The organism is Collinsella aerofaciens (assembly GCF_001404695.1).
GTDB classification, from domain to species: Bacteria; Actinomycetota; Coriobacteriia; order Coriobacteriales; family Coriobacteriaceae; genus Collinsella; species Collinsella aerofaciens_E.
This window is the reverse complement of the sequence record NZ_CZAQ01000022.1, coordinates 12,978-38,881: the sequence shown is the minus strand read 5'-3', so window position 1 is coordinate 38,881 and position 25,904 is coordinate 12,978. Positions and strand designations below refer to the sequence as shown.

The window sequence follows — 25,904 nt, the reverse complement described above, 5'->3', positions numbered from 1 at the left end:
GGCCGTCGCGAGGAAGCGGCTCAGGGCGATATACGCCGTGATGCGCGACCGGGTGCCCTACCGGGAGTAGCCCCGACGGTTGACAAAACTATAGGAACACCCAATGACTGACCGATGTCTTGGCAACGACAGCGAAAACCCGCCAGGGCGAGCAAGGTGCCTTGAAACTAGGCGGCATTGACCTTCTGGTCATGCCGCCGAAGTTGAAAGGCAGATTGCCGCTCTGACGGGTTTGCAGCGTCAAGCCGTTACGCGGTTTGGTAAAACCGCGTAACCAAAGGCGCAGCGTCGACCGGTCCGCCGTTCGTTAGAACGGCGGAACCAACCCTACATGACCATAACGTAGCGCGATCCCACGTAGTACTGCTTACCCATCAGGACCGGCTCGCCATTGGGGCCGGTAAAGCCGGCGCGTAGATTGAGCAGCGGATCGTGCGGGGCGATGCCCAGCTCTGCTGCCTGCTCGGCATTGGCGCGAACGGCCTCGACCGTGCGGTAGCCAACCGAAACAATCGGCGTTCCGCCAACACGCTCGACCTCGGCAAAAATCGACTTGTCCTCAAGATCGGCCGTCAACAGCTCACGGTAGGCGTCAAACGGCACAAAGATGTTCTCCTCAAAGATGGGCTCACCGTCGGCCGTACGCACGCGCTTGATATGCAGCAGCAACGCATCCTTCTGCAGGCCAAAGAACTCCATCTCGTTTTGGCGCGCCGGAACGATCTGGCGATCGACCACATGTGCGCCCGCCTTCATGCCGTTGTCGGCACACAGCGCGGTAAACGTCTGCAGCGTCGAGGCGTGAAACTGGCGATTGATGTGCGGCGTAGAAACAAAAGTGCCGCGGCCCTGCTGCTTAACCAGGTAGCCATCGGAGCACAACTCCTCGACGGCGCGGCGCACCGTAATGCGGCTCACCTCGTACTGCTCGGCTAGCTCAAGCTCGGACGGAATACGCTCCTTGGGTGCATAAACACCTTTCTCGATCGCATCCTTGATTTCGTCGTAAATCTGCTGGTAAAGCGGTGCATTTTTGGGCGCAGGCATATCTAATCACTCTTATCGAAATATCGAAATAACTAATACGTATATAACGTCTAGTTTTATGATACCTCAGTTTGATAAAACGATACACCACATACAGCAAATCCTTACTTGCCGTCGTCCTGCTGTAGGCTGTCCTGTTCACTGAGGCGCGCCTGACGACTCGCTATGCGAGCGGGCTTGTCGGGATCGGGAACGGCCGTGGGCATGGGCTCGTCGACATGACCGCCCCACCAGCCGCCCACAAAGTCGAGCGTGTGAAACACATTGATCACGGCGCCGGGATCAATGTCGCACACTAGCTTGATAATGTCCTGGCTCTCGTAGGTCGAGACAACGGCGTGCAGCAGGTACATCTTTTCGCGGCTGTATCCGCCGATGACCTCGGCGCAGCTAATACCATGCTGAAAATGGTCAACATAGGCGGTCATGACCTCGTCTGCCTTGCGCGTTGTGATCTGCAGCGTCACACGGTCGTAGCGATGATAGAAGCTGTCGATGGTCTTGGTCGAAATAAACTGGAACACTATGGAGTACGCCGCGTTGTCCCAGCCAAACATAAAGCCAAAGATCGCCAGGATAAAGCAGTTGAAACCAAAGATGACACCCCAGATGGTCTTACCCGTGTGGTTGGAGACCCACAGCGCGATAAAGTCGGTGCCGCCGGTTGATGCACCGGACTTGAGCGCAATGGCAGCACCCAGACCCGAGACCACGCCACCAAAAATGATGAGCATGATCTTGTCGCCCAAAAACGGGGCGAAATGAAAGATGTTGAGGAACAGCGATGAGAGCACAACTTGCATCATCGAGAAGATTACGAAACGCTTGCTAATGCCGCTCCAGCATAGGAGCGCCACGGGGATGTTGAGCGCGAGCATACCGAGCGAGATGTCGATGTGAACGCCACCGAGCGAGGTAACGCGATCGAGCAGGACCGCGACGCCGGTAAGGCCGCTCGGAAGCAAGTCGGCGGGCCGAATGAACGCCTGGATCAGAAATGTCTGGAGAACGGCAGAAATGGTGACCGCCACAGCGGTAATAGCGCGGCGGACGATGGTAAGGCGGCCGAGCACGAGCACGCGGTCCGTGAGCTGATCGATGGCGTTCGCCACGTAGGCTCCCTTCGAAGGCAGATGTAATTGTGGGGCATGCCGGCGATTGTAGCATGGAGCGCGAGAGGACGCTTCAATTCACCCTCTCTCGACAACCATCAGAAGGACCGTGAGGCCGCTCAAAAGAAAAACGCCGTGAAGAGAGCGATCCCTTCACGGCGAATTCGGCATTTGCCCAGATAAAACCTGCCAAAATAAACCTGTCCCTAAATGGCAGGTAGGATGTCGGTCAGGTTGTCGATGACAACGTCGGCGGCAGACTGATCGAGGTTGACGCCCTCGTGCGGACGCAGTGCCAGGACGCGCGCGCCGGAGCGCTTGCCGGCCTCGATGCCCAAAGGCGAGTCCTCGATAACCAGGCACTCGGTAGGCTCCACACCCAGCGCCTCCATGGCACGCAGGTAGATCTCGGGGTCGGGCTTAAATGCACTGCACTCGTGACCGCTGATGGTGTAGTCCAGCACGTCGGTGATACCGGCAATCTCCACCAGCTCGTCAATGAGCTCGCGATAGGACGAGCTCGCGATGGCACACTTGACGCCGCGCTCGTGCAGCTCGCGCATCACCGGCTCCGTCTGCTCGTTGAGCAGCTCGGCATACGGAACAGGGTGAACCGGGCTGTAGACCTGCTTGTACTCAACGCGCAAGTGCTCGCGCAGCTCAACATCGTCGGGCACCAGCGACTTCCAGATGGCAGGCTCGTTAGACCCCGAAAGATCGGGGATCTCGTCAAAGTGGAACCCCTTTTCCTCCATAAACGCCACGCGGCGACGGTTGTAGAACCACTCGGTATCGACCAGCACGCCGTCCATATCAAACAGCACTGCCTTGATCATACGCATCTCCTCCCACCTGCCAAAAAGGGACAGGTTTATTTTGGTAGGTTTTATCTGGTGTTTTGCGACGCGACAGACACGCCCCCAAAGCAAAAAGGGGACGGGGCGCAAACCCCATCCCCTCTCAATCAACCCGTAAGGTCTACTTACTTGTGATTAGTAGGAAAGCTTCCACATGTAGCGACGCATGGTCAGCGGGTGCTGACGGGCCTCGGCGATCTGGTTGCCGTACTCGCGCATAACGGCGAGGTGCAGCAGCGGGTTGAAGTAGGTGACGACGCTCGCGGGCACGGCGTCAGCCAGGCCGTAGTCCTTGGAGTCGATCAGAGCGACCTTGGCGCCCATGCGCTCAAGGAAGGTGAGGGCGCGAGCGTCCATCGGACGGGTAGCACCATCGGACATGAAGAAGACGTAGGGCTTACCCTCGGTGGAAACCTCGAACGGGCCGTGGAAGTACTCGCCGGTGTTGTAGGCGGCGGCGTCGATCCACTGCATCTCGGTGAACAGGAAGGCGGCGTGAGAATAAGCCATCTTCTCGGAGGCACCGGAGGCCATGAAGTAGATCATCTTGTCGTCCTTGAAGTCCTCGGCGAACTTCTTGGCGAGCTTCTTGCAGTGCTGAGCGGCGTTCTCGCAGAGATCGAAAACGTTGGTGAGGCCAGTGATCATGTCCTCGTAGTGGTCATAGCCCTCGGTCTGCTGAAGGATCTCGAGAGCAAGAGCGATGGCATAGCCGGGCTTCTCGCACTTGGCAGCGTAGTTGGCGTGGAAGCCGTGGACGATGACGTGGTCGGCGTCGACGGTCAGAGCGGAGCCAGCCTTGTTGGTGAGGGAGACGACCGGGCAGTTGTGCTTCTTGGCGGTCTTGTTGGCCTCGACGGTCTCGGGCGTGGAGCCACCGAGGGAGCAGGTGATCACGAAGGTGTGCTCGTTGACCCAGGAAGGCGTGTCGTAGTTGAACTCGTTAGCGGTGAAGATCTGAACGTTCAGCTTGTCCGTGTTGTTGGCCAGGAAGTACTTGGCGGGGTAAAGGTCGGACATGGAAGCGCCGCAGCCGACGAAGGCGACGCTGCGGATCTCGTGGTTGGACAGGACGTCAGCGACGATCTGCTTAGGGAGGTTAAGGTCGATCTCGTACATCTGACACATTCCTTTCGATTTGTTGCGGCGTCACATTGCCGGACGCTCGCAGGGTTACCGTGGTTAGGACCGAGTCGCCGGCCCGTTGAGGATGTGACAAAGGGACAGTCCCTTTGTCACATTTTGAGAATGGGAACCTGCCTGGGGTATGGGATGCCAGGCAGGCCCCCGGGGGAAAGCGCTGGGTCGCGACTAGGCCAGGATGCCGGCCGCGGAGAGGGCGATGCCGCCCACAATGGCGATCACGAGAAGCCAACCGGTGTTGACGTTCTTCTTGATGAGCCAGTACATAAGGCCGGTGAGGCCGAGGGAGATCATCTGGGGCATCATGCCGTCCAGGATGTCCTGAATCACGACGGTGCCCTCAGCGAACTGCAGCGGGGTGGTGGCGCCGATCAGCGTAGCGATCATGCCGCCCACGGACATAAGACCCACGATGCCGCAGACATACATGAGCTTCTCCATGAGGTCGCCGCCCTGGAGCTTGCTCAGGTACTCGTGGCCACCCTGGTAGCCGATCTTGGCTGCGAACCAAGTGATCAGCACGGAGGGCACGATGGAGATGAGCATGGCCAGGATCGGGCCCATGATGGAGCCCTGCTGAGCCAGCTGAACACCCAGGCCAAAGGCGATAACGCGGATGGTGCCCTGGAAGAAGGAGTCACCGATGCCGGAAAGCGGACCCATGAGGGAGGTCTTGACCGCGTTGATCGAATCGGGATCGAAGTTCTCGGGATCCTTGGCGTACTCCTCCTCCATGGAGGCGGCGAGGCCCAGGACAAAAGCGCTCGTCTGCGGGGTGCAGTTGTAGAACGCCATGTGACGGTGGTAAGCCTCTTTCTTAGCAGCGAGCTGCTTGGGGTCGGACTCATCCGGATAGAGGCGATCGAGCGTGGGAACCATGCCGTAGAGGAAGCCCATGTTCATCTGACGCTCGTAGTTCCAAGAGGCCTGGATGGCCCAGGAGCGCCAGAAGAACTGGCTGACCTTCTTGTTCAGGGACACGTCCTTGGTTGCGGTTGCCATAGTGTGTTCCTCCTTAGTCTTCGTCGTCTTCGAGCGGATCGTAGTCGGAATCGACACCGGCGGCTGCATGGGAACCGTTGAACTTGAAGCCCATGAAGACGACAGCCAGGCACACACCGATCAGAGCGACCGCGATAACGGACAGGTTGAGGTAAGCGGCGAGCAGGAAACCGATGAACAGGAACGGAGTCATACCCTTCTTGATCATCATGGTGAGCAGCAGGGCCAAGCCGTAGGCGGTCATGATCTTGGTCGAAACGTTAAGACCAGTGGACAGCCACTCGGGAACCATGTTGACGATGGCCTGAACCAGGTCGGTGCCAACAAAGACGGCGAGGAAGATCGGCAGGAAGTACATGACGGCGTACAGACCGGAGCCGGCGCAGATGTGCATGCGGTAGGCGGTCTTGAACTTTCCGTTATCGATCGCGCTATCTGCCACATGGGTGAGGGCGGCGATGATGGAACGGAACACGATGCCGAGGAGCTGACCCAGGACGGCGACCGGGATGGCGATCGTCATGGCGGTCTCGGCGGAAGCATCGGTCAGGCACGCAAAGGCAGCGGCCACGATGCCGCCCAGGACCATATCGGGCGGAACGGCGGCGCCGACCTGCACCAGGCCCATGGACACGAGCTCGACGGCGGCACCGACGGCAAGGCCGGTGGGCACATCGCCCAGCAGCAGACCGACGAGCGTAGCGCCAACGAGAGGCTGCTCGAAGTTAAGACGACCGAGCAGGCGGGAGTCCCACATGCAGAACACGCCGACGAGGCCGACGAGCACCGCACTGATGAACGTATTCATACCCTTCTCCTTTCAGTCAGGCAAAAGCCTGGTTGATTACAGCTTGGCGTCGATGTCGACGCTCTGATACGTAGGGGTCTGCTGGACGTAGAGCTTGATGCCCATGTCGAGCAGCTGGTTGACGTCGGCCTTCTGGGTGGCGTCGAGGAAGACGGAGCTGTCCTTGCCGCCGACCTGATCGGCACCGTCGTGGTTGGCGGTGGCGCCCAGGTTGATGGCGTCGAGCTTGTAGCCCTGGCAGAACTGCAGCATCTCGGCCGTGTTGCCAAAGACGAACATGACGCGCTCGCCGAGGGTGTTGAGCTTGTCCATCTTGGCGAGGGCACGCTCGACGGTGAAGACGTTCAGGCGCACGCCCTGGGGCTTGGCCAGCTTAAGAGCGCCCTTCTTGATGTCATCGTTGGCGGCAGCGTTGTCGACGACGATGATGCGCTCGGCCTGAACCTTGGTGGTCCAGGTAAAGACGACCTGGCCGTGCAGCAGACGGTAGTCAAGACGTGCGAGGACGATCTTGGCGGGACCGGAGCTGTGACGGGACGCCTTGGCCTTCTTGGCGGGAGCCGCGGCGGCCTCGACCGGTGCGTTGGGGTTGGTCAGACCGGTGCGGGCCTCGTTGATGAGGGCCGCGAGCTCGGCACCCTTGACGGGGACGGGGCTCATAGCGAGCGTGAGCGCCAGCGGGATGTTGAAACCGCTAACAACCGTGAACTTCGTGCCGTTCTTGGAAAGCTCGACCATGTTGTTGTTGACCGAGCTGCCGAGCATATCGGTCAGCACATAGACGGTGTCGTCCGCGTTAAACGTGGCGATCATGGCGTCCACCTTATTGGTGATGGGCTCCTTGTCGTCACGAGCAAGCGACACGACGTGGACGTTCGACACGTCGCCGAGAACCATCTCGAGCGTGTCTTTGGCGCCTGCGGCCAGGCCGCCATGAGATGCGAGAATGATCTGATTCATCTTGCCTCCTCCTTTTCGTTATGGTCATTATAACGTCTTATACGTTGCGGATATTGATAATTAGTATATAAACCGTTCGCGGGTGAAAAACGACCGTTGGCGGGTTTAACGCAATCGAAACGATGGTCTTGGGTAGGCCGGCGCTGGCTGGATAACCCCAGGTCGGACGCCGCGCGCAACCCCCTATCGCACGAAGTACCAGGGGCTTTCCTGCACGGTGGGCTCCAGCGCAATGCCCGTGCGCTCGCGGAACAGATCCATGTCCTGCGATTTCTCCGTCCACCACGCGTTGGGCTTAAAGGTCATGCTCTCAACGACATGACCGACAAACACACTGTTGCGCAGCTTGGAAAAGTCGGTGTTCATAATCACGATGGACGCGAGCACCAAAACGATGCCCAGAACTTTGATCGCGCCGGCGGGCTCGGCGTAGACACCAATGCCCAGCAGCACGGTGACGACTGTCTCGAATGACATTACGACGGGAACTTTCGACGTCTCGAGCCCCATGGACAGACCCTGCATATATAAGATGTAAGCCACGGCTGTGGGGATGAGTCCAAAGCCAAGGAACAGCAGCAGCAGCTGTGGCGACATTGCCGCGGCGACATCCGGCCACGGAGCCGCGATAGCTGCCATAACCGCACCGCCAAAAACAAAGCCCCAAAACGTGACAGCCAGCGGGTGGACCGTCTTGGTTGCTATCCGGCTAAACACCGCGAGCGACGCACCACAAAGGCCTGCAATCACGCCCGACGTGACGCCCCAAACCGAAAAATGAAAACCGGAAAGGTCGCCATTGGTCACCGCAAGCACACAGCCAACGATGTTAAAGACAATGGCGACGAGCTTGTTGAGGGTCACGTCCTCGCGATAAAGCACGCGGCCGAACATGACGCCAAACACCGGCGAGGTGTAGAGCAGCACCGAGGCCGTGGACATGCCCACCTCGCCCATACACTCGTAATAGCAGGTGTTGGCGACGGCTAAACCGACGATACCGACAAGCGCGCAGGGAACGAGCTCTTTAGGGCTTGCCTTGAACAGCGTCATGGGACCCGAGGCTTTTCCCTCACGAGCACCTCCCTGGCAACCCATAAATGCCAAGACCGGAGCCATCAAGACGGCACCCGACAACAGGCGAAAGGCAGCCATGCTCTGGGACGAAACGCCCATGGCTGAGATGCCGTTTACAAAGATTCCGATGCTGCCCCACATAAGCGCGGCGATCAGCACCAGCACATAGCCCAGATTGCTCCTCTTCAACGCAGCCTCCTCAGTATATTTCCAATATGTTTCATGCTACGTTATAGTCGTTATATACATTTTTCAAGGCACAAATCGGCGAACGGGAAATCTCTCGACACAAGGAGTGTCCCCAACTGCCGGCAGAAAGGGAACGTCCCCAAGTGCCGCTCTAGCAGTTGCAGTGAAATAGTTCTCAAACAGAGGCTTCACGCCCCCAAACAGGAACTATTCCACCGCAACTCATGAGGGGTATTGGGCTGTTAGGCCGCTCTATCCCTTAGTAATCCAGCTTCCACATGTAGCGGCGCGTCATGTAGTCCTTGTGGGTGACGGCGGAGAGCGCACGCATGTAGACGTTGTTGAGGATCGGGGCAAAGATCAGGTGGTTGAAGTACTCGCTCACGCTGTCCTTGATGTCGTTGAGGCCGAGCTCCTTGGCGTCGAGCTGGTAGACGCGCTCACCACCGTACTGGTTGACAAAGCGAATGCCGCGCTCGTCGTTGCAGCGGCTGCGGCCGACGCTGATGAGCTGGAACAGCGAGGTACGCTTGTCCAGGATCTCGAAGGGACCGTGGAAGAAGTCGCAGGTGTTGATGGTGCAGGAGTCGATCTGCAGCATCTCCTGAACGTTGCAGATGCTAAAGACGTAGGCGGCACCAAAGAGCGGACCCTGAGCCATCACGTTGATGCAGGGCTTGTCGGCGTTCTGCTCGGCCCACTTGGCTGCGAGCGGACGGGTGTACTCGACGGCCTTGCGATAGATGGGGTCGACCAAGTCGAAGGCGGCCATAGCGGTCTCGTACTCGGCATAGCCCTCGGTCTGCTGCGTAAGCTCCATGGCGATCATGGTCACGACGGCAGAGTTGGTGCGGCCCATGCAGGACTCGTCGACGGCCAGGCTGTCGTACTGGATCTTGTAGTCGCAGACCTCGGTGAGGCCGGACTCGTCAACATAGATGGCGATGGTGCTGGCGCCGTGGTCCTTGGCGACCTGGGCGGCGACGATGGTCTCCTTGGTGCCGCGCATGGACACGACGACGGCCAGGGTGTTCTCGTTGACGTAGGCAGGCGTGGCGTGCACGAACTCGTTGCTGGTGTAGCTGGAGCTCACGACCTGCGTGGCCTCGTGCTCCATAAAGTACTGGGCAGGATAGTTGCCGCCGTTGGATCCGCCGGCGCCGATCCACACGACGCGCTTGATGCCGCCCTTGTCTGCCTTGTCAGCCAAAACCTGGGAGACGACGTCCTTAACCTGTTCCTGAGTAGTCATCGTGCATCAGCCTTTCTTCTCGTTTGATGCTGTCGATGGCATACAAGTTACATACATGTTTTAACGATGTCGACTAGTTGTATGCTATATTTGTCTTAGAAATTTTGCTGATGCGGTTTTCGATAACTCGTTACCAGCGATTTTATTGTTGTATTGGATACATGCTTGATTAGCCAAGCATACAAGTTAGATACAGGTTGTTCGCATGAGCACTTCGTCAAAAAAGAACTTGGCCCAATACGAGCGTCTGGCGGGTACGCTGCGTGACCGCATCGCCGCCGGCACCTACGCACGCGGAGACAAGCTGCCGTCCGAGATGGAGCTCATGGACGAATCGGCGCTGTCGCGCAGCACCGTGCGCCACGCGCTTAAGGTGTTAGTTGACGAGGGCCTGGTGCGCACCGAGCGCGGACGTGGCACCTTTGTGGCCGACACGCCGGCACTGCATGAGAACAACCTGGTGTTTTCGAGCTACACGGCACAGGTCCAGGGTCAGGGAATGAAGCCCACCACGCGCACGGTGGACTCGGGCTTTACCAAGGCAACGGGCAGCGTGGCCAAGTTCTTTGACGCTACCGTGGGCAGCAAGCTCGTCAAACTTGTCCGCCTGCGCTACCTGGACGATGCGCCGCTGTGTCTGGAGACCACCTATTTGCCGCCAAGCTTTGGGTCGCTCATCGATCGCGATATCAACGGTTCGCTCTACGCCACGCTGCGCCAGGAATTCCATCGCGCGCCGGCACAGGGGCACAAGACCTTTGAGGTGTGCTATGCCTCGCAAAACGAGGCGTTTTTGCTCAACGTTGAGCGTGAGCAGGCGCTGATCTTGATCACCGACTACGTCTACGACACCGACGGCCGCCCGCTCCATGTCTCCAAGCGCATCCAACGCACCGACCGCGCCAAATACACCGAGCCCATCGGCTAACCACCACAAAGGGGACAGGCACCTTCGTGGTGGTTTTAGGCGAGGAGGTCGGGGAACCAGGTTGGTTTGGGCTGGTTGGGCGTGCGCTCGGCCAGGACCAACTCCATCCAACACATGTCGTACCAGCGACCGAACTTTTGAGCGCAGCGGTCGAAGGCACCCACCAGGCGATACCCCATATGGGCATGGAAATCCTGACTGTTGTGCGTTAGATACTCGTCGTCCTTGTCGTGCGGCACGGCGATGAGGGCGCACATGTTGGTGATGCCCATCGCGACCAGGCACTGCTTGAGCGCGTCGTGCAACCTGCGACCCAGTCCGCCGTGGCGCACGTCGCGCGCCAGGTAGATCGATGTCTCGACCGACCAGTCGTACGCCTCGCGGCTGTTGAGCGGACTCACATAGGCATAGCCTACCGGGCGCCCGTCCAGCTCCATCACCAGATACGGATAGCGCTTGAGCGTACGCTCGATGCGCCCGGCGAACTCCTCAACGCTCGGCACCTCGTATTCGCAGGTAATCGCCGTCTGGCGCACATACGGCTCATAGATGGCAAGCAACGCCGGCGCGTCATCGGGCGTCGCCAGGCGAATCGTCGGCTCGGACATCTCGGTCATACAACCCTTCTCCCAAAAGCAAAGGCCGCCCTGCGCCAAACCCAAGCGCAAGGCGGCCCTCGTCATTGCATCAACTTACAGGACGGCAGCCAGCGCGTCGATGTCCTCCTGCGTCGTGGCCCAGCTGGTGCAAAAACGCACCACGGTGCGGGTCTCGTCGTACTTTTCCCAGTACTCGATCGAGGCGTGCTCGCGAATGCGGGCCATATCCTCGTTGGGCAGAATCACGAACTGTTGGTTCGTAGTCGTCTCCAAGAAGAACTCGTAGCCGCGCTCATGCAGCACGCGGCGCAGCGCCTGAGCCGTCTCAATCGCCTGGCGACCGATCTCAAAATACAGGCCATTGGTAAAGAGCGCCTCAAACTGCACGCCCGTCAGGCGGCCCTTGGCCAGCAGCGCGCCGTGCTGCTTAATGCGCGGAATGGGATGCGCCGGAGCGTGCATGCCGCAGAACACCACAGCCTCGCCGCAGAGCGCGCCGCACTTGGTGCCGCCAATGTAGAATACGTCGCACAGCTGCGCCAGCTCGGGCAGGGTAATGTCGCACTCATCGGCCGCCAGCGCATAGGCCAGGCGGGCGCCATCCACAAACAGCGGAATCTCGCGCTTCTGGCACACCGCATGGATTGCCGCGAGCTCAGCCTTGGAGTACAGCGTGCCGTACTCGGTCGACAGGCTCACATACACGGCGCCCGGAAACACCATGTGCTCACAGCTCTCGTTTTCGTAGAACACTTGGATATAGTTTTCGAGATCCTCGGCGTGCATCTTGCCCTCGTAGCCGGGGATGGTGAGCACCTTGTGGCCGCCAAACTCGATGGCGCCCGCCTCGTGGCAGGCAACGTGGCCGGTCTCGGCGGCAACCACGCCCTCGTACGGCGCGAGCAGCATGTCAATCACCGTCGCGTTGGTCTGCGTGCCTCCCACCAGCAAAAATACGTCGGCATCGGGAGCCTGACAGGCCTCGCGAATAAGCTGCTTGGCACGCTCGGTGTGCGCATCGGTGCCGTAGCCAGGCTGCGGCTCCATGTTGGTGTCGACGAGCGCCTGCAGCACCGCCGGATGTGCGCCGTGGGAATAGTCGTTGTTGAACGCGAGCATGGCAATCCTCTCTTACCAGGTATCGGCCAGATGATTCAGGTGGGGCTATTGTACGCCGTGAGGATAGGCAATGCGCGCGGCAAGGCACTCAAGTGCCAACACCAGGGCAAAGCCGCAGCTCACGTCAGTCAAAAAGTGTGCACCGATCACGATACGGCCAAAGGCGACGAGCGCCGCGACCACGGCAGCGACCCAAAAGACCACGCGGCGTCGCGACGGCTTTTCCGTAAAGGCCGCCGCGGGAAGCCCGGCGAGCATAAGGCCGATCGCCGCGTGCGCCGTGTGTCCGCTCGCAAACGACTTAAAGCCGTCCTTGATCACGCCGGCGGCGATATAGCTCCACTTGTCGGGATTGCCAATCACCCACCACGGCTGAAAATTGAGCCCCGGCGTGACCTCGATCACGCGCATGCGCGGGCGCGACCACAGCGGCTTGACGATCACGTTGAGGATGATGGCCTGAGCGACCCACACGGCAAGCACCATCAGCGCCCAGCGTGTGAGCTCGTCGGAGTCGGTGTCGCGCGTGAGGCGATAGGCGATGAGGTTGGCCGCGATGACCAATGCAAACGTCAGAACCAGCTGAACCGCGATGAGTTTGCCGCCAACCTTCAGGGACGAGACGATCTCGTAGCCGGCCAGGCCAACGTTGACGAGGATGCCGAGCACGGCGAGCCATTTGCTCCCCCTGGAGTCGGGACGCACCGCGCGCACGAGCATGACGCCCGCGATACTCGCCGTCAGCTCGAACGGCAGCTCGCCAGCGGCCTCGATAAAGCGACCGTACATGCTGCCGATATTGAAGAGCGCGCTCGAGATCTGATAATCGAAGAAACTGCCCACGCCCAGACAAAGGCACAGGACAACCGCGATCATGGCGACATCTTTCTTATAGATGTATCCGAACATGCTTTCCTTTCGATGAGGTCAGATTGCCCAAATGGGGCGTTTGCAGCGTCGACCCATTAGTCGTCATCGCTGGCGCCCAGCTGCTGCAGCAGCATGAGGGCGGCTGCCACGGGGCCGGTGCCGTCGTTGGCATCGAGACCGCGACCCAGGCCGCTGCCCGCACCGGCGCCCGCCTTATAGGGCACCGACAGCTTGCGGCTCTTGGGGAAGTTCACCGCGCCGTACCGATTCTTAAACTCAAAGGCCACCTTCTTGGGCACGTCGACGCCCAAAAACGTGATGCGTCCGCCGCTGAGCGTGACGCTCTCGAGCCCCAGGCGCTCGCCGCGGATACGGATACGCGCGCGGTTGAACAGGTTGAGTCCCGCCAGCGGCAGCTCACCATGCGCGGCCTCGGTCTCCTCCTGCACCTCGTCGACACTCTCCAGGTCCTCAGCCGCCGCGAGCTTGCGGTACACGAGCACGCGCTGGTCCACCGCCGGCATGTACTCCTCGGACAAGAAGTAGTCGGCCGGCAGGTTGATGCCCACGCTCGCCGCCTCCACGCCGGCATCGTCATCGCCGCGCGCCTCGGCCACGGCCTGGCCCAACATCTGCGTAAACAGGTCAAAGCCCACGCTCGACAGGTTGCCGTGCTGCTCAGCGCCCATCAGCGAACCGGCGCCGCGAATCTCCAGGTCGCGCATGGCGATACGCATGCCGCTGCCCAGGTCCTGGAACTCGGAAAGTGCAGTCAGGCGCGCCGTGGCCTCCTCGGTGAGCGGCAGCTCGCCCGGGAACATAAAGTACGCGTAGGCCTGCGTGGCCGAGCGACCCACACGGCCCTTGAGCTGGTAGAGCTGTGCCAGACCCAGGCGCTGCGAGTCCTCGATGATGAGCGTGTTGGCGGTCGCGTTGTCGATGCCGCTCTCCACGATGGTCGTGGCGATGAGCACATCGATCTTTTTGGTCGCGAACTCGATCATCACGTCCTCGACCTCGCGCGGGCTCATCTTGCCGTGCGCCACGCCCACGCGCGCCTCGGGCGCGGCCTCGTGCACGCGTGCCACAGCGTCATCGATGGTCTTGACGCGGTTGGACACGTAGTACACCTGTCCGCCGCGACCCACCTCCAGGCGAATCGCCGCGCTCACCACGTCGGGGTCGTACTCCCCCACGTGCACGATCACGGGGCGGCGCCCAGTCGGCGGCGTGGTAATCAGGCTCATATCGCGCACGCCGCTCGTGGCCATCTGCATGGTACGCGGGATGGGCGTGGCCGAAAGCGTGAGCACGTCGATCTGCTCGCGCAGGTTCTTGAGCTGCTCCTTGTGCTGCACGCCAAAGCGCTGCTCCTCGTCGATGATCACCAGGCCCAGGTTCTTGGGGTTCACATCGGCCGAAAGCAGGCGATGCGTGCCGATGAGCACATCAATCGTGCCCTCGGCAAACGCCTTGAGTGCGCGCTTTTGCTGCGCCGGCGTGCGAAAGCGGCTGAGCACCTCGACCTCAAGGCCAAACGGGGCAAAGCGTTCAAAGAACGTCTCGTAGTGCTGCTGGGCCAGAATGGTCGTGGGGCAGAGCACCATGACCTGGCGACCGGAATCCACGCACTTAAACGCCGCGCGCAGGGCGACCTCGGTCTTGCCAAAGCCCACGTCTCCGCACAGCAGGCGGTCCATGGGCTTGGGCGCCTCCATATCGGCCTTAATATCGGCGATGGCCTCCAGCTGATCGCGCGTCTCGTCGTAGGGGAAGCTCTGCTCCATCTCGATCTGCTCGGGCGTGTCGGGCGGGCAAGCGATACCGGCAATCGAAGAGCGGCGCGTATACAGATCGACCAGGTCAAACGCCAGCTTTTTGGCGTTCTTGCGCGCCTTGTTGGTGGCACGCGTCCAGTCGGCGGTGTTGAGCCTGGTCAGGCGCGGCTTGTCGCCGTCGGGACCAACGTAGCGCGTAATGCGGTCAACCTGCTCCAGCGGCACGTAGAGCTTGTCGCCGTCGGCATATTCCAGCAAAAAGTAGTCGCGCTCCTTGCCGCCCACTTCCTGGCGCGCGATCTCGCTAAAGAGCGCGATGCCATGCGTTGCATGCACTACGTAGTCGCCTGGCTTAAAGGGGAAGGTGATCTGCGTAATATCGACCTTGCGGCGGCTGCGGGCGCGGTTGGCGTCCATGCGAGCGTTGAGGTCGGCGACCGAGAACACGGCCAAATTGGCGTCGGGGACCACCACGCCCTGCGGCAGGGCGGCATCCACAAAGGTCACGCGTCCGCGCGAGATGGTGGGCACGGCGGCACCGGCGGCAGCCTGGGCCGCGCCCGCCTCGAGCGAGCGGGCGTTGAGCGCGTCGGCCTTACGCTCGTGAATGGAAGCATGGGCCTCCTGGCGTGCGGCACGGTCGGCAGAATCCGCCGTTGCCACGCGTACGCGCTCGCCAATAACGCCGGCGTTTTCGGGCGCGGCCGTCAACGACTCCTCAAAGGTAATGCCCTCGTCGCCAAAGGTGAGCTCCATCGACTCGCGCGCACCGCGGTCGGGAATGGCAAACACGCAGGCATAGCGCTTGCCCACGACTTCCTGAATGCGCGTCATAAATCGATTGTCCGAGCCCGCAATGGCCGGCTGCTCAATCTTGAGCTCTGCCGTAACCGCACCGCCGGCACGAATCAGGCTCACGTAGTTCAGGCGCTGCTGAGCACCAAAGTCGAGCTGTTGGGCGCGCACATACAGACCCTCCAGACGGTCAATCCCCGCCTCGCCGGCACGGGCCTCGATATCCTCGTAGGCGCGCAGGCAGTCATCGAACAGCGAGCGCGGCTCGGACAGGACCACAAGCGCCTTGCCGCTCACGTGCGCCAACGGGCTCACGGTCTGGCCGTACATCACCGGCAAAAAGCGGTCGAGCTCGGGCGTGACGATGCGCGCATCCACCATCTCGAGCAGCGCCGCCAGCTTGCTATCGCTCTGGCTGGCGCGATAGAGCGCCACATGCATGTTATGGACCGCCTCGTCGGTGAGCGCCAACTCGCGGCACGGGAAGATCTCGATACTGTCCTCGTTGCCGATGGTCTGGCCCGTTGAACTCACCATGCGGCGGATGCGGTCGATCTCGTCGCCGAAAAATTCAATGCGCACGGGCGCCTTTTCCTGCGCGGGAAACACCTCGACGGTGTCGCCGTGCACACGGAACAGGCCGGGCGCGTCGGCGGCGCCGGCATTGGTGTAGCCCATGCCCACCAGACGCTGCGGCACCTCGTCAAAGGGAATCTCCTCGCCCACCGCAAAAGTAGTGGACTCCCAGTAGCGACTCTCGACCGGCGGCACGCAGCGCAGCAGTGCACGGGCCGAGGCGACCATGATGCAGTTATCGCCGCGCACGATGCGCCCTAAAGCCTCGCAGCGTTGGGCCACCACGGCGTCGTCGGGCGCCTGCTCACGCCATGGATAGTCTTTGCGCTCGGGAAAGCGGCACACATGCGCCAGACCCACATAGGCGGCCAGGCTGCGCGCGGCGCGATCGGCCGCGTCCTCGCCGCTCACGATATAGACCGTGGGACGCGGGCGGCGCGCAAACTGGGCTGCCGCCATGAGCGTGCGGCCCGACTGCGACACGGCCAGCGTCACGTCCTCGCCGGCATCGAGTCCGGCCTCGACGGTCTGCAGCGCCTCGGCAGTGTAGAGCTGCGCGGCTATACGGTGAATGAGCATGTGGTCCTCCGGCATCGCAACGCCAAAAGCCCGCCGGGGCAGGCTCGGCGGGTCGTACATCAAAACTATTGATTGTCATGGTAGCGCATGGAGAGGACTCCTGCTCAAGGGCAAACCCGGCCCTGCAAAAAACGCCAGACGAAGATGCATTCCGCCCTACCCCGCTACGCGCACGCTGGGGCACAAATCTGCCAGCGGACACTCGTCGCACTTGGGTTTGCGGGCATCGCAGATCTCGCGACCGAAGGTGATCCACTGATGGTTGACCGACTCCCAATACTCGTGCGGCAAAATCTTGAGCAGATCCTGCTCGGTCTTGAGCGGCTCCTTGGCATGCGTCTTGGGACTCAGCATCAGGCGGTGCGCAATGCGGTTGACGTGCGTATCCACCGCGATGCCCTCCACGATGCCGTACCCCACGTTGAGCACGATGTTCGCCGTCTTGCGCCCCACGCCCGGCAGCTTTACAAGCTCCTTCATGTCGGCCGGTACCTCGCCGCCGTAGTCAGCAACGATCATCTGCGCGGCCTCCACGGCATGCTTGGCCTTACTCTTATAAAAGCCGAGTGACTTAATGGTGTCCGCCACGTCAGCCACGCTCCCCCCGGCCATGGCCTCGGGCGTGGGCCACTGGGCAAACAGCCGCGGCGTCACCTTGTTGACCTGCGCGTCGGTCGTTTGCGCCGAGAGTAGCACCGCGATCAGCAGGCGGAAGGGATTCTCGTGGTCCAAAAAGCACTCGACCGGGCCATAGCGACGGTTGAGGCGCTCACACACCTCGATGGCGCGCTCGCGCTTGGCGGCATTGGTCTCGCGTGGCATAACGACTCCTCGGCTCAACGGCACAATAAACTTATGGGCACAATTGTCCCACGTCCGAGACGCTTACGCCTCCAAGAATGCGCCGGTCTGACGGCTCCACAGACTCGCGTACTCGCCACCCGCCTCGACGAGCCGCGCATGCGTGCCGTCCTCGACAATCTCACCATCGGCCAACACCACAATGCGGTCGAGCGCCGCCACGGTGGACAGGCGATGCGCCACCACAATGGAGGTACGTCCATGCATCAGGTTTTCGAGCGCCTCCTGCACCAGCGCCTCGGACTCGCTGTCGAGGGCAGAGGTCGCCTCGTCGAGCACCAGAATCGGCGCGTCGGTGAGGATGGCGCGGGCGATAGCCACGCGCTGACGCTGGCCGCCCGAGAGCTTGACGCCGCGCTCGCCCACCATGGTGTCAAAGCCACGGGGCAAGCGGTCGATAAACTCCAGGGCATTGGCCAGGCGCGCGGCCTCGCAGACCTGCTCGTCGGTGGCGTCGGGGCGGCCGTAGGCGATATTCTCGCGAACGGAGCGATGGAACAGCAGCGCCTCCTGCGGCACGTAGGCAACCTGGCGACGCAGGCTCTGCTGCGTGCAGCGCGAGACGTCTTGGCCGTCCACGAGCACGCGGCCGCCCTGCACGTCGTCCAGGCGCAGCAACAGCTTGGTGAGCGTCGTCTTGCCCGAGCCCGATTTGCCCACCAGGCCCACGCGCTGGCCCGCCGCTACATGAAGCGTCAGGTCATCGAACACCTTCTCGCCCGCCGCAGCGTCACGGTACGCAAAGCTCAGGTGCTCAAAATCAATCGCGCCCTCGGTCACTTTGAGCTCAGAGGCGTCCGGGTCGTCTGCCACCAAACGCGGCTCGTCCAGCACGCGCGTCATCTCGGCCGCATCGCCCAAAGCGCGGTTGATGCGCTGCATCATGGAACTCACGTAGTTCAGGCGCATGGTGAGGTTATAGGTGTAGGTAAAGATCATGACGAGCGAGCCGGCCGAGATGCCAAACCACGCATTGCCGCCCGCCACGAACACACTCACCACGGCCATGGTGATGACGATAAGGCCCGAGGTCGTAAAGTTGCGCTGCATCATGGCGTGCATCGAGACCGTCTCGGCGTCGCGCGCGGCGCGGTCGGCGGTATCGAACAGATCGCGTTCAAAGTCCTCGCGCCCGCAGGTCTTGACGGCCAAGATGTTCGTGACCGCGTCGGAGAGCACGCCCGAGAGCTTGTTCTGCGCGGCGGACGTCGCGGCCGAAAGCGGCATGATGCGCTTGTACATAAGCCAGACAAACGCGATGTAGACGACCATGATGCACACCAGGATCACGGTAAACGTCGGCACCACCGGGGCGAGTGCGGCCACGGTGCAGATGACCGAGGTGATGGTGGGGATGAGCGAATACACCGTCACGTCGACCAGACCGGTGTAGCCGCTCATAAAACGGCTTGTCTGGCTCACAAGCGATCCGCCAAAGCGGCTGGTATGGAATGTCATGGATTGGTTGGAGAGTGTGTCGAAGCACAGGCGCGCCAGGTGATAGTTGCCCGCGATCTCGAGCTTGTAGACGGTGTAGTCCTGCAGCTTGGAGAGGATCTGGCCCACCAGGTTGACGAGCACGAGCGCCAGAATGTAGGGACCGAAGACCTCAAACACCTGGTTACCCGCCACGGGACCGGCTTGAACGCGGTCGACAATGAGGGCCATCACATAGGTATTGGCAAACGTCAGCAAAAAGATGTAGCCCGCCGACGAGAACACCGAGAGAAAGACAATCAGCGGCTGCGTGCGCGTGACATCCCAAAAACGCTGTAGCGTGCGGCGCACGGTGGAGCGTTTGAGCGGGCTGGTGCTTCTCTGAGACATGGGCTTCCTTTCGCGTCTGATAGGGCGAAACGCCATTGTTGCACATTGAAGCGCACTTCAGGCAAGCACGATGCGAAAAGCAGCGGGGCATCCGCGTTTGCGCCGGCGCCCCGCCGTCTTGTTGCAATTAGTCCTCGTCTTCTTGGTCTGTGGGAAAGCCCGCGGGCGTGAGCCCCAAGATCTCATCGGCTTGGTCGGCGTCTTCCAGCGCGTCGATGTCCTTGAGCTTGCGCTCCATGACGTTGGTGCGCGTGGTAATGATGCCCTCGACCGTTTTGCCCGCGGTCTCGATCTGCTGCTGGGCGCGGCGCAGCGCCTTTTGATAGCGCGGCAGCTCGGCCTTGACAGCGGAGAGCACGCGCAGTACATCGTCGGTGCGTTTTTGCAGCTTAAACGTTTGGTAACTCATCTGCAGGCTGTTGAGAATGGCCGCCATGGTGCTAGGGCCGGCAACGTTGACATGATAGTCGCGGCCCAGGGTCTCGATAAGCCCGGGGCGGCTGACGACCTCAGCGTACAGCCCCTCAAACGGAACGAACATGATGCCAAAGTTGGTGGTCACGGGCACGCTCAGATACTTTTCGCAGATGTCCTTTGCCTCACGCTTGACCATAGCGTCAAGCGTCTTGCGCGCGGCGGCGACGGCATCCGCGTCGCCCGACTCCTGGGCATCGAGCAGATGCTCGTACGCGTCGCCCGGGAATTTGGAGTCAATCGGCAGCAGTACGGGGTCGCCCTCGTCTACCGGCAGCTTGACGGCAAACTCAACACGCTCCGAGGCGCCGGGCTTGGTGGCAACGTTTTCCAGATACTGATCGGGTGTGAGGATATCCGCCAGGATCGCGCCCAGCTGCACCTCGCCCAAAATGCCGCGCGCCTTGACGTTACCCAGCACGCGCTTAAGGTCGCCCACGCCAGTGGCGATAGATTGCATGTCGCCCAGGCCCTTGTACACGGCCTCGAGCTGGTCGCTCACCTGCTTAAACGATGCAGACAGACGGTCGTTGAGCGTGCGAGAGAGCTTCTCGTCCACCGTCGCGCGCATCTGATCGAGCTGCACGTTGTTGTCTTTGCGGATGGCGCCCAGCTGAGCATCGACCGTCTCGCGCACCTTGTCCAGGCGATGCTCGATGCCCTCGCGATTGGCGCCGAGCTGTTGGGCCGTCTCACGGCGCAGGTCATCCATCCGGTCACCAGCTTGCGAGAACTCGCGTGCGATGGCCAGGTAACGTTGCTGCTCCACGGCCGCATCGGTCGTCTGCTGCTGCGCGATGGCATTGGCCGTGCGGCGTGTTTCGGCCAGCGCGACGTTCAGGGCATCGAGCGCGTTGTTGGCCTGCTCGAGTGCTGCCAGCGTTTCCGCGCTACTGTCGCCACGCTCCCGCAACTCGGCACGCAGGCTCTTGAGCTGGAGGGCGCAAGCCACAGCAACCCCCACCGCCACCAAGGCGATCACAACAAGCACAATATCAATAGCAGACATAAACTCCGCCCAACAAACCCAATCGAGCACCAATCAAAACCGCGATCAATCTTACCCTGTCAAACGCAGCTCATGTCCAATCGAGCGCAGACAAGTTACCTTTGCGCTATGGGTGCTGGTCCGCTAGCTCTCCCAGCTGGCGCGGATGGTTGCTGCGACATCCCCCAAGCGCTGACCAAGAGCTGCCAAGTGCTGAAGTACCTCATTGGGCGAGGCGCCGTTGAGGATGCACGTGAGGGCATATGAGGCCAAGAAGATTGTCGCGAGCCCCAGCGGAATCAGCACGATCATCGCCAGCGTACGCAGGCGCTGGGCCCAGCGACGGTGACGCGCACGACGTTTATCGAACGCGAGCTCCTGTGCATATGAATCCTGCTGTACGGAATAGGCCTCTGGCGCCGATTCACACCCGGGCACAGCTGCAGGTACAGCAGCGGGCACGACATTTTGCGCAAAGGTCTGGGCTGCCGCCCCTTGCATTTGCATCTCCATGAGTCGTTGCTGCTGACGCAGCATGCGCTCAGCTTGTCGCTGCGGAGTCTCAAGAAACAGATCCATGCTGGCCTCCAAAATCGGAGCATTCGACGCTTACGACCAGCATCCCGCACCGCCATGACCGCGACAACGCAATCGCCGGCAATAGCCACAAAGTTTCTTTTGCTCAAAAGCTGTCGAAAAGCTCAACAACTCCCCTACCAGCACTTTCTCTGAGCTTTTTTCGCCAACAATCTTTTGGCCTTCCACCCTTACGCCAACTGACCAAAATCTAACCAATAGCTTGACGAAAATTGTGGAGACCGGGACCCCACAAAAACGTGCCGCCCCAAAAAGGGGCGGCACACAACCTTTTTTATCAGCTTTTCTGTATCGAGCACGCGACGACCCAACGCCGGAGCGCAAGGCGGGGAAATACCTTTGCCTCGCGCGACTCTGCGAAGCCGTGAGCGAGAGGGAAAGGTATTTCCCCGCCCTGCGCTCCGCAGCAGCCAGCGCCAAGCGCTAGTAGTTCACCACCTGCTCTTCAAAGTACGCCTTGGGGTGGTTGCACACCGGGCACACCTCAGGCGCCTCGGCACCCACATGCAGGTGCCCGCAGTTCAGGCACTTCCACACCTTTACGCCCTCACGCTCAAACACCTCGCCCGACTCGATGCGCTCGACGAGCTTGTTGTAGCGCTCCTCGTGGGCCTTCTCGACGGCGGCGACACCACGGAACTTTGCGGCAATCTCGGCAAAGCCCTCTTCCTCGGCGGTCTTGGCAAACTCGTCGTACATCGTGGTCCACTCGTAGTTCTCACCCGCGGCGGCATCGCGCAGATTGTCCAGGGTATCGGGGACGGCGCCATCGTGCAGATACTTAAACCACAGTTTGGCGTGCTCGGACTCGTTGCCAGCCGTCTCGGCAAAGATGTTCGAGATCTGAACGTAGCCGTCCTTCTTTGCCTTGGAGGCATAGTAGCGATACTTGGTGTGTGCCTGGGACTCACCGGCAAAAGCGGTCTCGAGGTTCTTCTTGGTTTGGGAATTCTCAAAATCCATAGGTGTACTTCCCTTCAACGCATGCCGCCCGTAGGCTTCGAGCGGCCTCGTCTTTAGGATGCCCTCATGTCGGAAATCTAAACCTTACAATCCTGTTCTTCAGATTTCCACGGGCTAAATGCTCAGCCAGCGATCGCCCTCGGCTCGGCAAAAGCCCTCACGCTCCAGGTCGGCCAGAATGCCCGCGACAAGCTCGCGCTCGACCGGCCCGCGCCCAGCCGCCGCTTCCATATCGTTAACGCCCACCACGGTATCAGCAAGCGTAATCCCCGCCGATTGGCCATCGCGCGCTGCCAGCAACATGCGCACGATATGCGCGCGCTTTTGGCGACGTGAGCCCTCAAACTTTGATTGACGGCTATAGCCCGCCGAGCGCCTGGACGGATTGGGCAACGTCTTTTTTAGATATGCGCCGTAGTCCAGCAACGCGTAATACCACGCGCGCGGCGTGTCGGCATCATCGAGCGGCACGGCAAAGGGAGCGATCTCGTCGGTCGCCGCACCGGGGACCGCCGGACAGGCCGCCTGAATCAGCGGCACCAGCTCGCGGTCGGGAACAGCCGATACATCGGGAAAGAAGTGATGCAGAAAGACCGTGCGCACGTTGGTCTCCAGATACACGCCTGGAAGGTCAAACGCAAACGACCGGATACCTTGCGCCGTTGCCGGGCCAATACCAGGCAGAGCGACCAAGTCACGCGTCTCACGCGGAAACTCACCGTCCCAGTCCTCCACAACGCGCTGAGCGGCCTTGTGGAGCGCCAGAGCGCGTCGGTTGTAGCCCATGCCCTGCCAAGCGTCCAAAACATCGGAAGGCGCGGCTTGGGCAAGCGCCTGCACGGTCGGAAAGCGATCGAGCCACGCCGGCATACGCGTCTCCACGCGTGGCACCTGTGTTTGCTGCAACATGACCTCGGAAAGCCAAATGATGTACGGATCGCGCGTGCGGCGCCACGGAAGGTCGCGATAACGCAGGACCCCTTCCGAACGAATCATCGAACGAAAGGGGTCCTGAATCATATCTATGCTCCTTATGCGGCGCTATTCCTCCCGGCATGTATACGCACAGGTGGCGTACTCGGGAAACGCTTCGCGGTCGGCGAACTTGGGATCGACGGCCGGGAACTGGCGGTGAGCGACGATGTCGCCGAGCGAAACGGAATCGAGGTAGTCGCGCATCAATGCTTGAGCTCCGGCCCACAGGGGATGATAGCAGCACGTGCCCATGCGCGCACAGTCGCCATCGGGTGCGGTGCAATCATTCATAACCATAGGGCCCTGAACGGCCTCGACGACCTGACGAATGGTAACGTCGTCCGGACTGACCTTGAGACGCATGCCACCGTGGACGCCACGCAGGCTCTCCACAATACCGGCCTGGACCAAACCGTGCTGAATCGAGCGGGCAAACGAATACGGGACATTGACCTCTTCGGCAGCGGTGCGAACAGAAAGCAAACACTCCGGATCCTCGGCAAGCATCGCCAGCATACGAAGGGCGTAATCAGTCTTCCTCGATATGTCCATTTTTCCCCTTTCAAGGAATACGAACAGCTCGAACGAGCTCCGGGGCCGAGCTTGTGTCGAGACGCTAAATGACCGCCAGGACATCCAAATGGTAAATCGGATATCCACTGAGTGCCGCGCTTGGAGCGAAATGTATCAGATGCGGCGCACAGTGCAATTTAGTATAACCTAACCCCCTGTCTCGTTGAACAGGTGTTGCGCAACAAAGCTGCTGTTTAGACAGATATGCTTATTGGATTTTACTTGCGTTCCCGAAGGCGCGGAGATTCTGGGCAAAGATGCCTCAGGGCGATCGTTCTATCGAAACAAAGTGTATCAAACGCAAAAAGCCACGTCCGAAGACGTGGCTTTAATTGCGTTGGCGGGAAGTACGGGGCTCGAACCCGCGACCTCCGACGTGACAGGCCGGCGCTCTAACCAAACTGAGCTAACTCCCCAGGCAGACGTTCGCGTTTGTTTCCGCTCGCGTGCGCTGCGGGGATTAGTATACACAGAAGTCTGTCCGGCGCGCAACAACTTTTTTGAAAAAATTTTTCGGTCCCTCCGGGAGGGTCTCCGGGGCTGGGTTGTCTTAGATTCTTGTTGGGACTCTGCCTTTGGCTCAAAGAAAACGGGAGATGCGTTGTGCATCCCCCGTTTTTGTTGCGGTTAGTCCAAGTCAATAAACTTAGTGGTCAGTATCTTGCCGTCTTTGACGAGCATTCTGGCCATGGTGGGGCCTCGGGTGCCTCGGGGGTAGCTGGCGCTGCCCGGGTTGAGGACTAAGCAACGGCCCACTTGGGCTTCTTTGGTTACGTGGGTGTGGCCGTTGATGGCTACGTCCACGGATCCCACCGGAAGGTCTTCGCGGTAGTGGGCTACGGCGAATTTGAGGCCTTCGTAAGTAAAGAGCGCAAGACGGTCTACATCGGGGCCGTAGTCGCGGTAGTAATCGTTGTTGCCCAGTACGGCCCGCACGGGGGCGATGGTGCATAGGTGCTCGTAGTCCATCTCTGACGTAAGGTCGCCGGCGTGGATAATCAGGTCTGCGCCCTCAAGCTCGTCCAGGAGCGCAGGCGATAAATAGCCGTGGGTGTCCGAGATGATGTCGATACGCTTGGCGCTTGCACTGTTCATGGGATCCCTTCCGCATAAAACGATTCGGCAGATACATACAAAAAGGCCCCACGGCTCCGCAGACGATGGGTCTACAGGGCTGCGGGGCCAGTGTGCTAGAGGCTCAGGGCCTTCTTGAGCGGCACGACGCGGCGGCGCGAAACCGGCACGCGTTCGTCGACGCCCGTAATGCCCAGCTGGATGGCGCCCGAGGGCACCGTCTCAACGTCCGTGACGCACGCCAAGTTGACGATATAGCGGCGGTGAACACGGAAGAAGCCAAAATCGCAGAGCTTGGCCTCAAACTGCGCCAGCGAGGTCGTCGACAAAAAGCGATCATCGACGGTATAGATGCAGGAGTAATCGTCCTTGGCCATGATAAAGCGAATGTCGTCCACGGGAATGAGCACCTTGCGGCCGCCCTTTTCCACCGGGATACGCTCGATGGTCACCTTGCTGTCCGTAACCGGCTTGGCGCGTTGCATGACCTTCTCGATCGCGCGATCCAAGCGAGCTTCCTCGACCGGCTTCATCAGATAATCGACGGCATCCACGTCGAATGCCTCGACCGCATGGTCGCTATACGCAGTCACAAACACGATCGCCGGCGGATTTTTGAGCTTATGCAGCGCCTCGGCAAGTTGCAGGCCCGAGGCACCGGGCATCGAGATATCGAGAAACACGACATCCACGCGACTTTCCATAAGCATCTCGATGGCGGAGCGGACGCTCGACGCCTCCGTGATCGTGCCGATCTTGCCCGTTTGCTCGAGCAGGAAGCGAAGCTCCGAGCGAGCCGGCGCCTCATCATCCACAATCATCGCACGCAGCATAGGGATAAAACCTTTCGTCAACTAACTACGCCGGGCATCCGTCGCATG

At 60.6% G+C, this 25,904-nt stretch carries 23 protein-coding genes and 1 tRNA gene; 1 reads left to right on the top strand and 23 read right to left on the bottom strand.

What is annotated here, in order from left to right:
* Positions 1-327 precede the first annotated feature (327 nt).
* The 9 genes from AQ996_RS06600 to AQ996_RS06560 form a co-directional block, all read right to left on the bottom strand.
* On the bottom strand, positions 328-1,047 hold the full coding sequence (locus tag AQ996_RS06600) for a GntR family transcriptional regulator (RefSeq protein ID WP_055252132.1): 720 nt from the start codon (positions 1,045-1,047) through the stop codon (positions 328-330).
* A gap of 104 nt (positions 1,048-1,151) precedes the next feature.
* Positions 1,152-2,159, bottom strand: coding sequence for a YitT family protein (locus tag AQ996_RS06595; protein WP_055252129.1), 1,008 nt, complete (start codon positions 2,157-2,159; stop codon positions 1,152-1,154).
* 206 nt (positions 2,160-2,365) lie between these two features.
* Positions 2,366-2,995: an HAD family hydrolase gene (locus AQ996_RS06590; RefSeq protein WP_055252127.1), complete on the bottom strand. Its 630-nt coding sequence runs from the start codon at positions 2,993-2,995 to the stop codon at positions 2,366-2,368.
* Between the two features lie 156 nt (positions 2,996-3,151).
* A complete protein-coding gene (locus tag AQ996_RS06585) occupies positions 3,152-4,135 on the bottom strand; it encodes an SIS domain-containing protein (RefSeq protein ID WP_055252124.1) in 984 nt (327 codons plus the stop codon).
* A gap of 192 nt (positions 4,136-4,327) precedes the next feature.
* Complete coding sequence (locus AQ996_RS06580; RefSeq protein WP_055252122.1) at positions 4,328-5,161, bottom strand: PTS system mannose/fructose/sorbose family transporter subunit IID; 834 nt, start codon at positions 5,159-5,161, stop codon at positions 4,328-4,330.
* A gap of 13 nt (positions 5,162-5,174) precedes the next feature.
* Positions 5,175-5,969, bottom strand: a complete 795-nt coding sequence (locus tag AQ996_RS06575) for a PTS mannose/fructose/sorbose/N-acetylgalactosamine transporter subunit IIC (protein WP_006235136.1) — start codon at positions 5,967-5,969, stop codon at positions 5,175-5,177.
* Positions 5,970-6,005: 36 nt separating this feature from the next.
* A complete protein-coding gene (locus AQ996_RS09660; protein WP_055252120.1) occupies positions 6,006-6,929 on the bottom strand; it encodes a PTS sugar transporter subunit IIAB in 924 nt (307 codons plus the stop codon).
* Positions 6,930-7,112: 183 nt separating this feature from the next.
* Entirely contained in the window at positions 7,113-8,195 is a 1,083-nt protein-coding gene (locus AQ996_RS06565) for a DMT family transporter (RefSeq protein ID WP_055252118.1), read from the bottom strand.
* Between the two features lie 259 nt (positions 8,196-8,454).
* Positions 8,455-9,447, bottom strand: coding sequence for an SIS domain-containing protein (locus AQ996_RS06560; RefSeq protein ID WP_006235139.1), 993 nt, complete (start codon positions 9,445-9,447; stop codon positions 8,455-8,457).
* 205 nt (positions 9,448-9,652) lie between these two features.
* Between AQ996_RS06560 and AQ996_RS06555 the strand changes: the two genes are divergently transcribed.
* Positions 9,653-10,375: a GntR family transcriptional regulator gene (locus tag AQ996_RS06555; RefSeq protein ID WP_082435559.1), complete on the top strand. Its 723-nt coding sequence runs from the start codon at positions 9,653-9,655 to the stop codon at positions 10,373-10,375.
* A 35-nt stretch (positions 10,376-10,410) separates the two neighbouring features.
* On the opposite strand, the gene AQ996_RS06550 is transcribed toward AQ996_RS06555, so the two are convergent.
* From AQ996_RS06550 to AQ996_RS06485, 14 genes are all read right to left on the bottom strand, one after another.
* On the bottom strand, positions 10,411-10,992 hold the full coding sequence (locus AQ996_RS06550; RefSeq protein WP_055252112.1) for a GNAT family N-acetyltransferase: 582 nt from the start codon (positions 10,990-10,992) through the stop codon (positions 10,411-10,413).
* Positions 10,993-11,067: 75 nt separating this feature from the next.
* Positions 11,068-12,093: a threonine aldolase family protein gene (locus AQ996_RS06545; protein ID WP_055252110.1), complete on the bottom strand. Its 1,026-nt coding sequence runs from the start codon at positions 12,091-12,093 to the stop codon at positions 11,068-11,070.
* Between the two features lie 45 nt (positions 12,094-12,138).
* On the bottom strand, positions 12,139-13,002 hold the full coding sequence (locus tag AQ996_RS06540) for a phosphatase PAP2 family protein (RefSeq protein ID WP_055252108.1): 864 nt from the start codon (positions 13,000-13,002) through the stop codon (positions 12,139-12,141).
* A gap of 56 nt (positions 13,003-13,058) precedes the next feature.
* Entirely contained in the window at positions 13,059-16,691 is a 3,633-nt protein-coding gene (gene mfd / locus AQ996_RS06535; protein ID WP_055252136.1) for a transcription-repair coupling factor, read from the bottom strand.
* 156 nt (positions 16,692-16,847) lie between these two features.
* Positions 16,848-17,513, bottom strand: a complete 666-nt coding sequence (gene nth, locus AQ996_RS06530) for an endonuclease III (protein WP_055252106.1) — start codon at positions 17,511-17,513, stop codon at positions 16,848-16,850.
* A 63-nt stretch (positions 17,514-17,576) separates the two neighbouring features.
* A complete protein-coding gene (locus AQ996_RS06525) occupies positions 17,577-19,379 on the bottom strand; it encodes an ABC transporter ATP-binding protein (protein ID WP_055252104.1) in 1,803 nt (600 codons plus the stop codon).
* A 127-nt stretch (positions 19,380-19,506) separates the two neighbouring features.
* Positions 19,507-20,862 (bottom strand): DNA recombination protein RmuC, encoded by a 1,356-nt coding sequence (locus AQ996_RS06520; protein WP_055252102.1) that lies wholly within the window; start codon positions 20,860-20,862, stop codon positions 19,507-19,509.
* Between the two features lie 123 nt (positions 20,863-20,985).
* Positions 20,986-21,420, bottom strand: a complete 435-nt coding sequence (locus tag AQ996_RS06515; protein ID WP_055252099.1) for a hypothetical protein — start codon at positions 21,418-21,420, stop codon at positions 20,986-20,988.
* Between the two features lie 441 nt (positions 21,421-21,861).
* Positions 21,862-22,401 (bottom strand): rubrerythrin, encoded by a 540-nt coding sequence (rbr, locus tag AQ996_RS06510; protein WP_055252097.1) that lies wholly within the window; start codon positions 22,399-22,401, stop codon positions 21,862-21,864.
* A 114-nt stretch (positions 22,402-22,515) separates the two neighbouring features.
* On the bottom strand, positions 22,516-23,421 hold the full coding sequence (locus AQ996_RS06505; RefSeq protein WP_055252094.1) for an HhH-GPD family protein: 906 nt from the start codon (positions 23,419-23,421) through the stop codon (positions 22,516-22,518).
* 21 nt (positions 23,422-23,442) lie between these two features.
* Positions 23,443-23,928, bottom strand: a complete 486-nt coding sequence (locus tag AQ996_RS06500) for an RrF2 family transcriptional regulator (protein WP_055252092.1) — start codon at positions 23,926-23,928, stop codon at positions 23,443-23,445.
* 359 nt (positions 23,929-24,287) lie between these two features.
* Positions 24,288-24,365, bottom strand: a tRNA-Asp gene (locus AQ996_RS06495).
* A 211-nt stretch (positions 24,366-24,576) separates the two neighbouring features.
* Complete coding sequence (locus AQ996_RS06490; protein ID WP_055252090.1) at positions 24,577-25,044, bottom strand: YfcE family phosphodiesterase; 468 nt, start codon at positions 25,042-25,044, stop codon at positions 24,577-24,579.
* 95 nt (positions 25,045-25,139) lie between these two features.
* Positions 25,140-25,856, bottom strand: coding sequence for a LytR/AlgR family response regulator transcription factor (locus AQ996_RS06485; protein ID WP_006235156.1), 717 nt, complete (start codon positions 25,854-25,856; stop codon positions 25,140-25,142).
* Between the last annotated feature and the right edge of the window lie 48 nt (positions 25,857-25,904).

Bases quoted from the DNA above. Each gene is read 5' to 3' on its own strand.
- AQ996_RS06600 (WP_055252132.1), bottom strand. From the start codon at position 1,047: ATGCCTGCGCCCAAAAATGCACCGCTTTACCAGCAGATTTACGACGAA.
- AQ996_RS06590 (WP_055252127.1), bottom strand. From the start codon at position 2,995: ATGATCAAGGCAGTGCTGTTTGATATGGACGGCGTGCTGGTCGATACC.
- AQ996_RS06585 (WP_055252124.1), bottom strand. From the start codon at position 4,135: ATGTACGAGATCGACCTTAACCTCCCTAAGCAGATCGTCGCTGACGTC.
- AQ996_RS06580 (WP_055252122.1), bottom strand. From the start codon at position 5,161: ATGGCAACCGCAACCAAGGACGTGTCCCTGAACAAGAAGGTCAGCCAG.
- AQ996_RS06575 (WP_006235136.1), bottom strand. From the start codon at position 5,969: ATGAATACGTTCATCAGTGCGGTGCTCGTCGGCCTCGTCGGCGTGTTC.
- AQ996_RS09660 (WP_055252120.1), bottom strand. From the start codon at position 6,929: ATGAATCAGATCATTCTCGCATCTCATGGCGGCCTGGCCGCAGGCGCC.
- AQ996_RS06560 (WP_006235139.1), bottom strand. From the start codon at position 9,447: ATGACTACTCAGGAACAGGTTAAGGACGTCGTCTCCCAGGTTTTGGCT.
- AQ996_RS06555 (WP_082435559.1), top strand. From the start codon at position 9,653: ATGAGCACTTCGTCAAAAAAGAACTTGGCCCAATACGAGCGTCTGGCG.
- AQ996_RS06550 (WP_055252112.1), bottom strand. From the start codon at position 10,992: ATGACCGAGATGTCCGAGCCGACGATTCGCCTGGCGACGCCCGATGAC.
- AQ996_RS06545 (WP_055252110.1), bottom strand. From the start codon at position 12,093: ATGCTCGCGTTCAACAACGACTATTCCCACGGCGCACATCCGGCGGTG.
- AQ996_RS06540 (WP_055252108.1), bottom strand. From the start codon at position 13,002: ATGTTCGGATACATCTATAAGAAAGATGTCGCCATGATCGCGGTTGTC.
- mfd (WP_055252136.1), bottom strand. From the start codon at position 16,691: ATGCTCATTCACCGTATAGCCGCGCAGCTCTACACTGCCGAGGCGCTG.
- nth (WP_055252106.1), bottom strand. From the start codon at position 17,513: ATGCCACGCGAGACCAATGCCGCCAAGCGCGAGCGCGCCATCGAGGTG.
- AQ996_RS06525 (WP_055252104.1), bottom strand. From the start codon at position 19,379: ATGTCTCAGAGAAGCACCAGCCCGCTCAAACGCTCCACCGTGCGCCGC.
- AQ996_RS06520 (WP_055252102.1), bottom strand. From the start codon at position 20,862: ATGTCTGCTATTGATATTGTGCTTGTTGTGATCGCCTTGGTGGCGGTG.
- AQ996_RS06515 (WP_055252099.1), bottom strand. From the start codon at position 21,420: ATGGATCTGTTTCTTGAGACTCCGCAGCGACAAGCTGAGCGCATGCTG.
- rbr (WP_055252097.1), bottom strand. From the start codon at position 22,401: ATGGATTTTGAGAATTCCCAAACCAAGAAGAACCTCGAGACCGCTTTT.
- AQ996_RS06505 (WP_055252094.1), bottom strand. From the start codon at position 23,421: ATGATTCAGGACCCCTTTCGTTCGATGATTCGTTCGGAAGGGGTCCTG.
- AQ996_RS06500 (WP_055252092.1), bottom strand. From the start codon at position 23,928: ATGGACATATCGAGGAAGACTGATTACGCCCTTCGTATGCTGGCGATG.
- AQ996_RS06490 (WP_055252090.1), bottom strand. From the start codon at position 25,044: ATGAACAGTGCAAGCGCCAAGCGTATCGACATCATCTCGGACACCCAC.
- AQ996_RS06485 (WP_006235156.1), bottom strand. From the start codon at position 25,856: ATGCTGCGTGCGATGATTGTGGATGATGAGGCGCCGGCTCGCTCGGAG.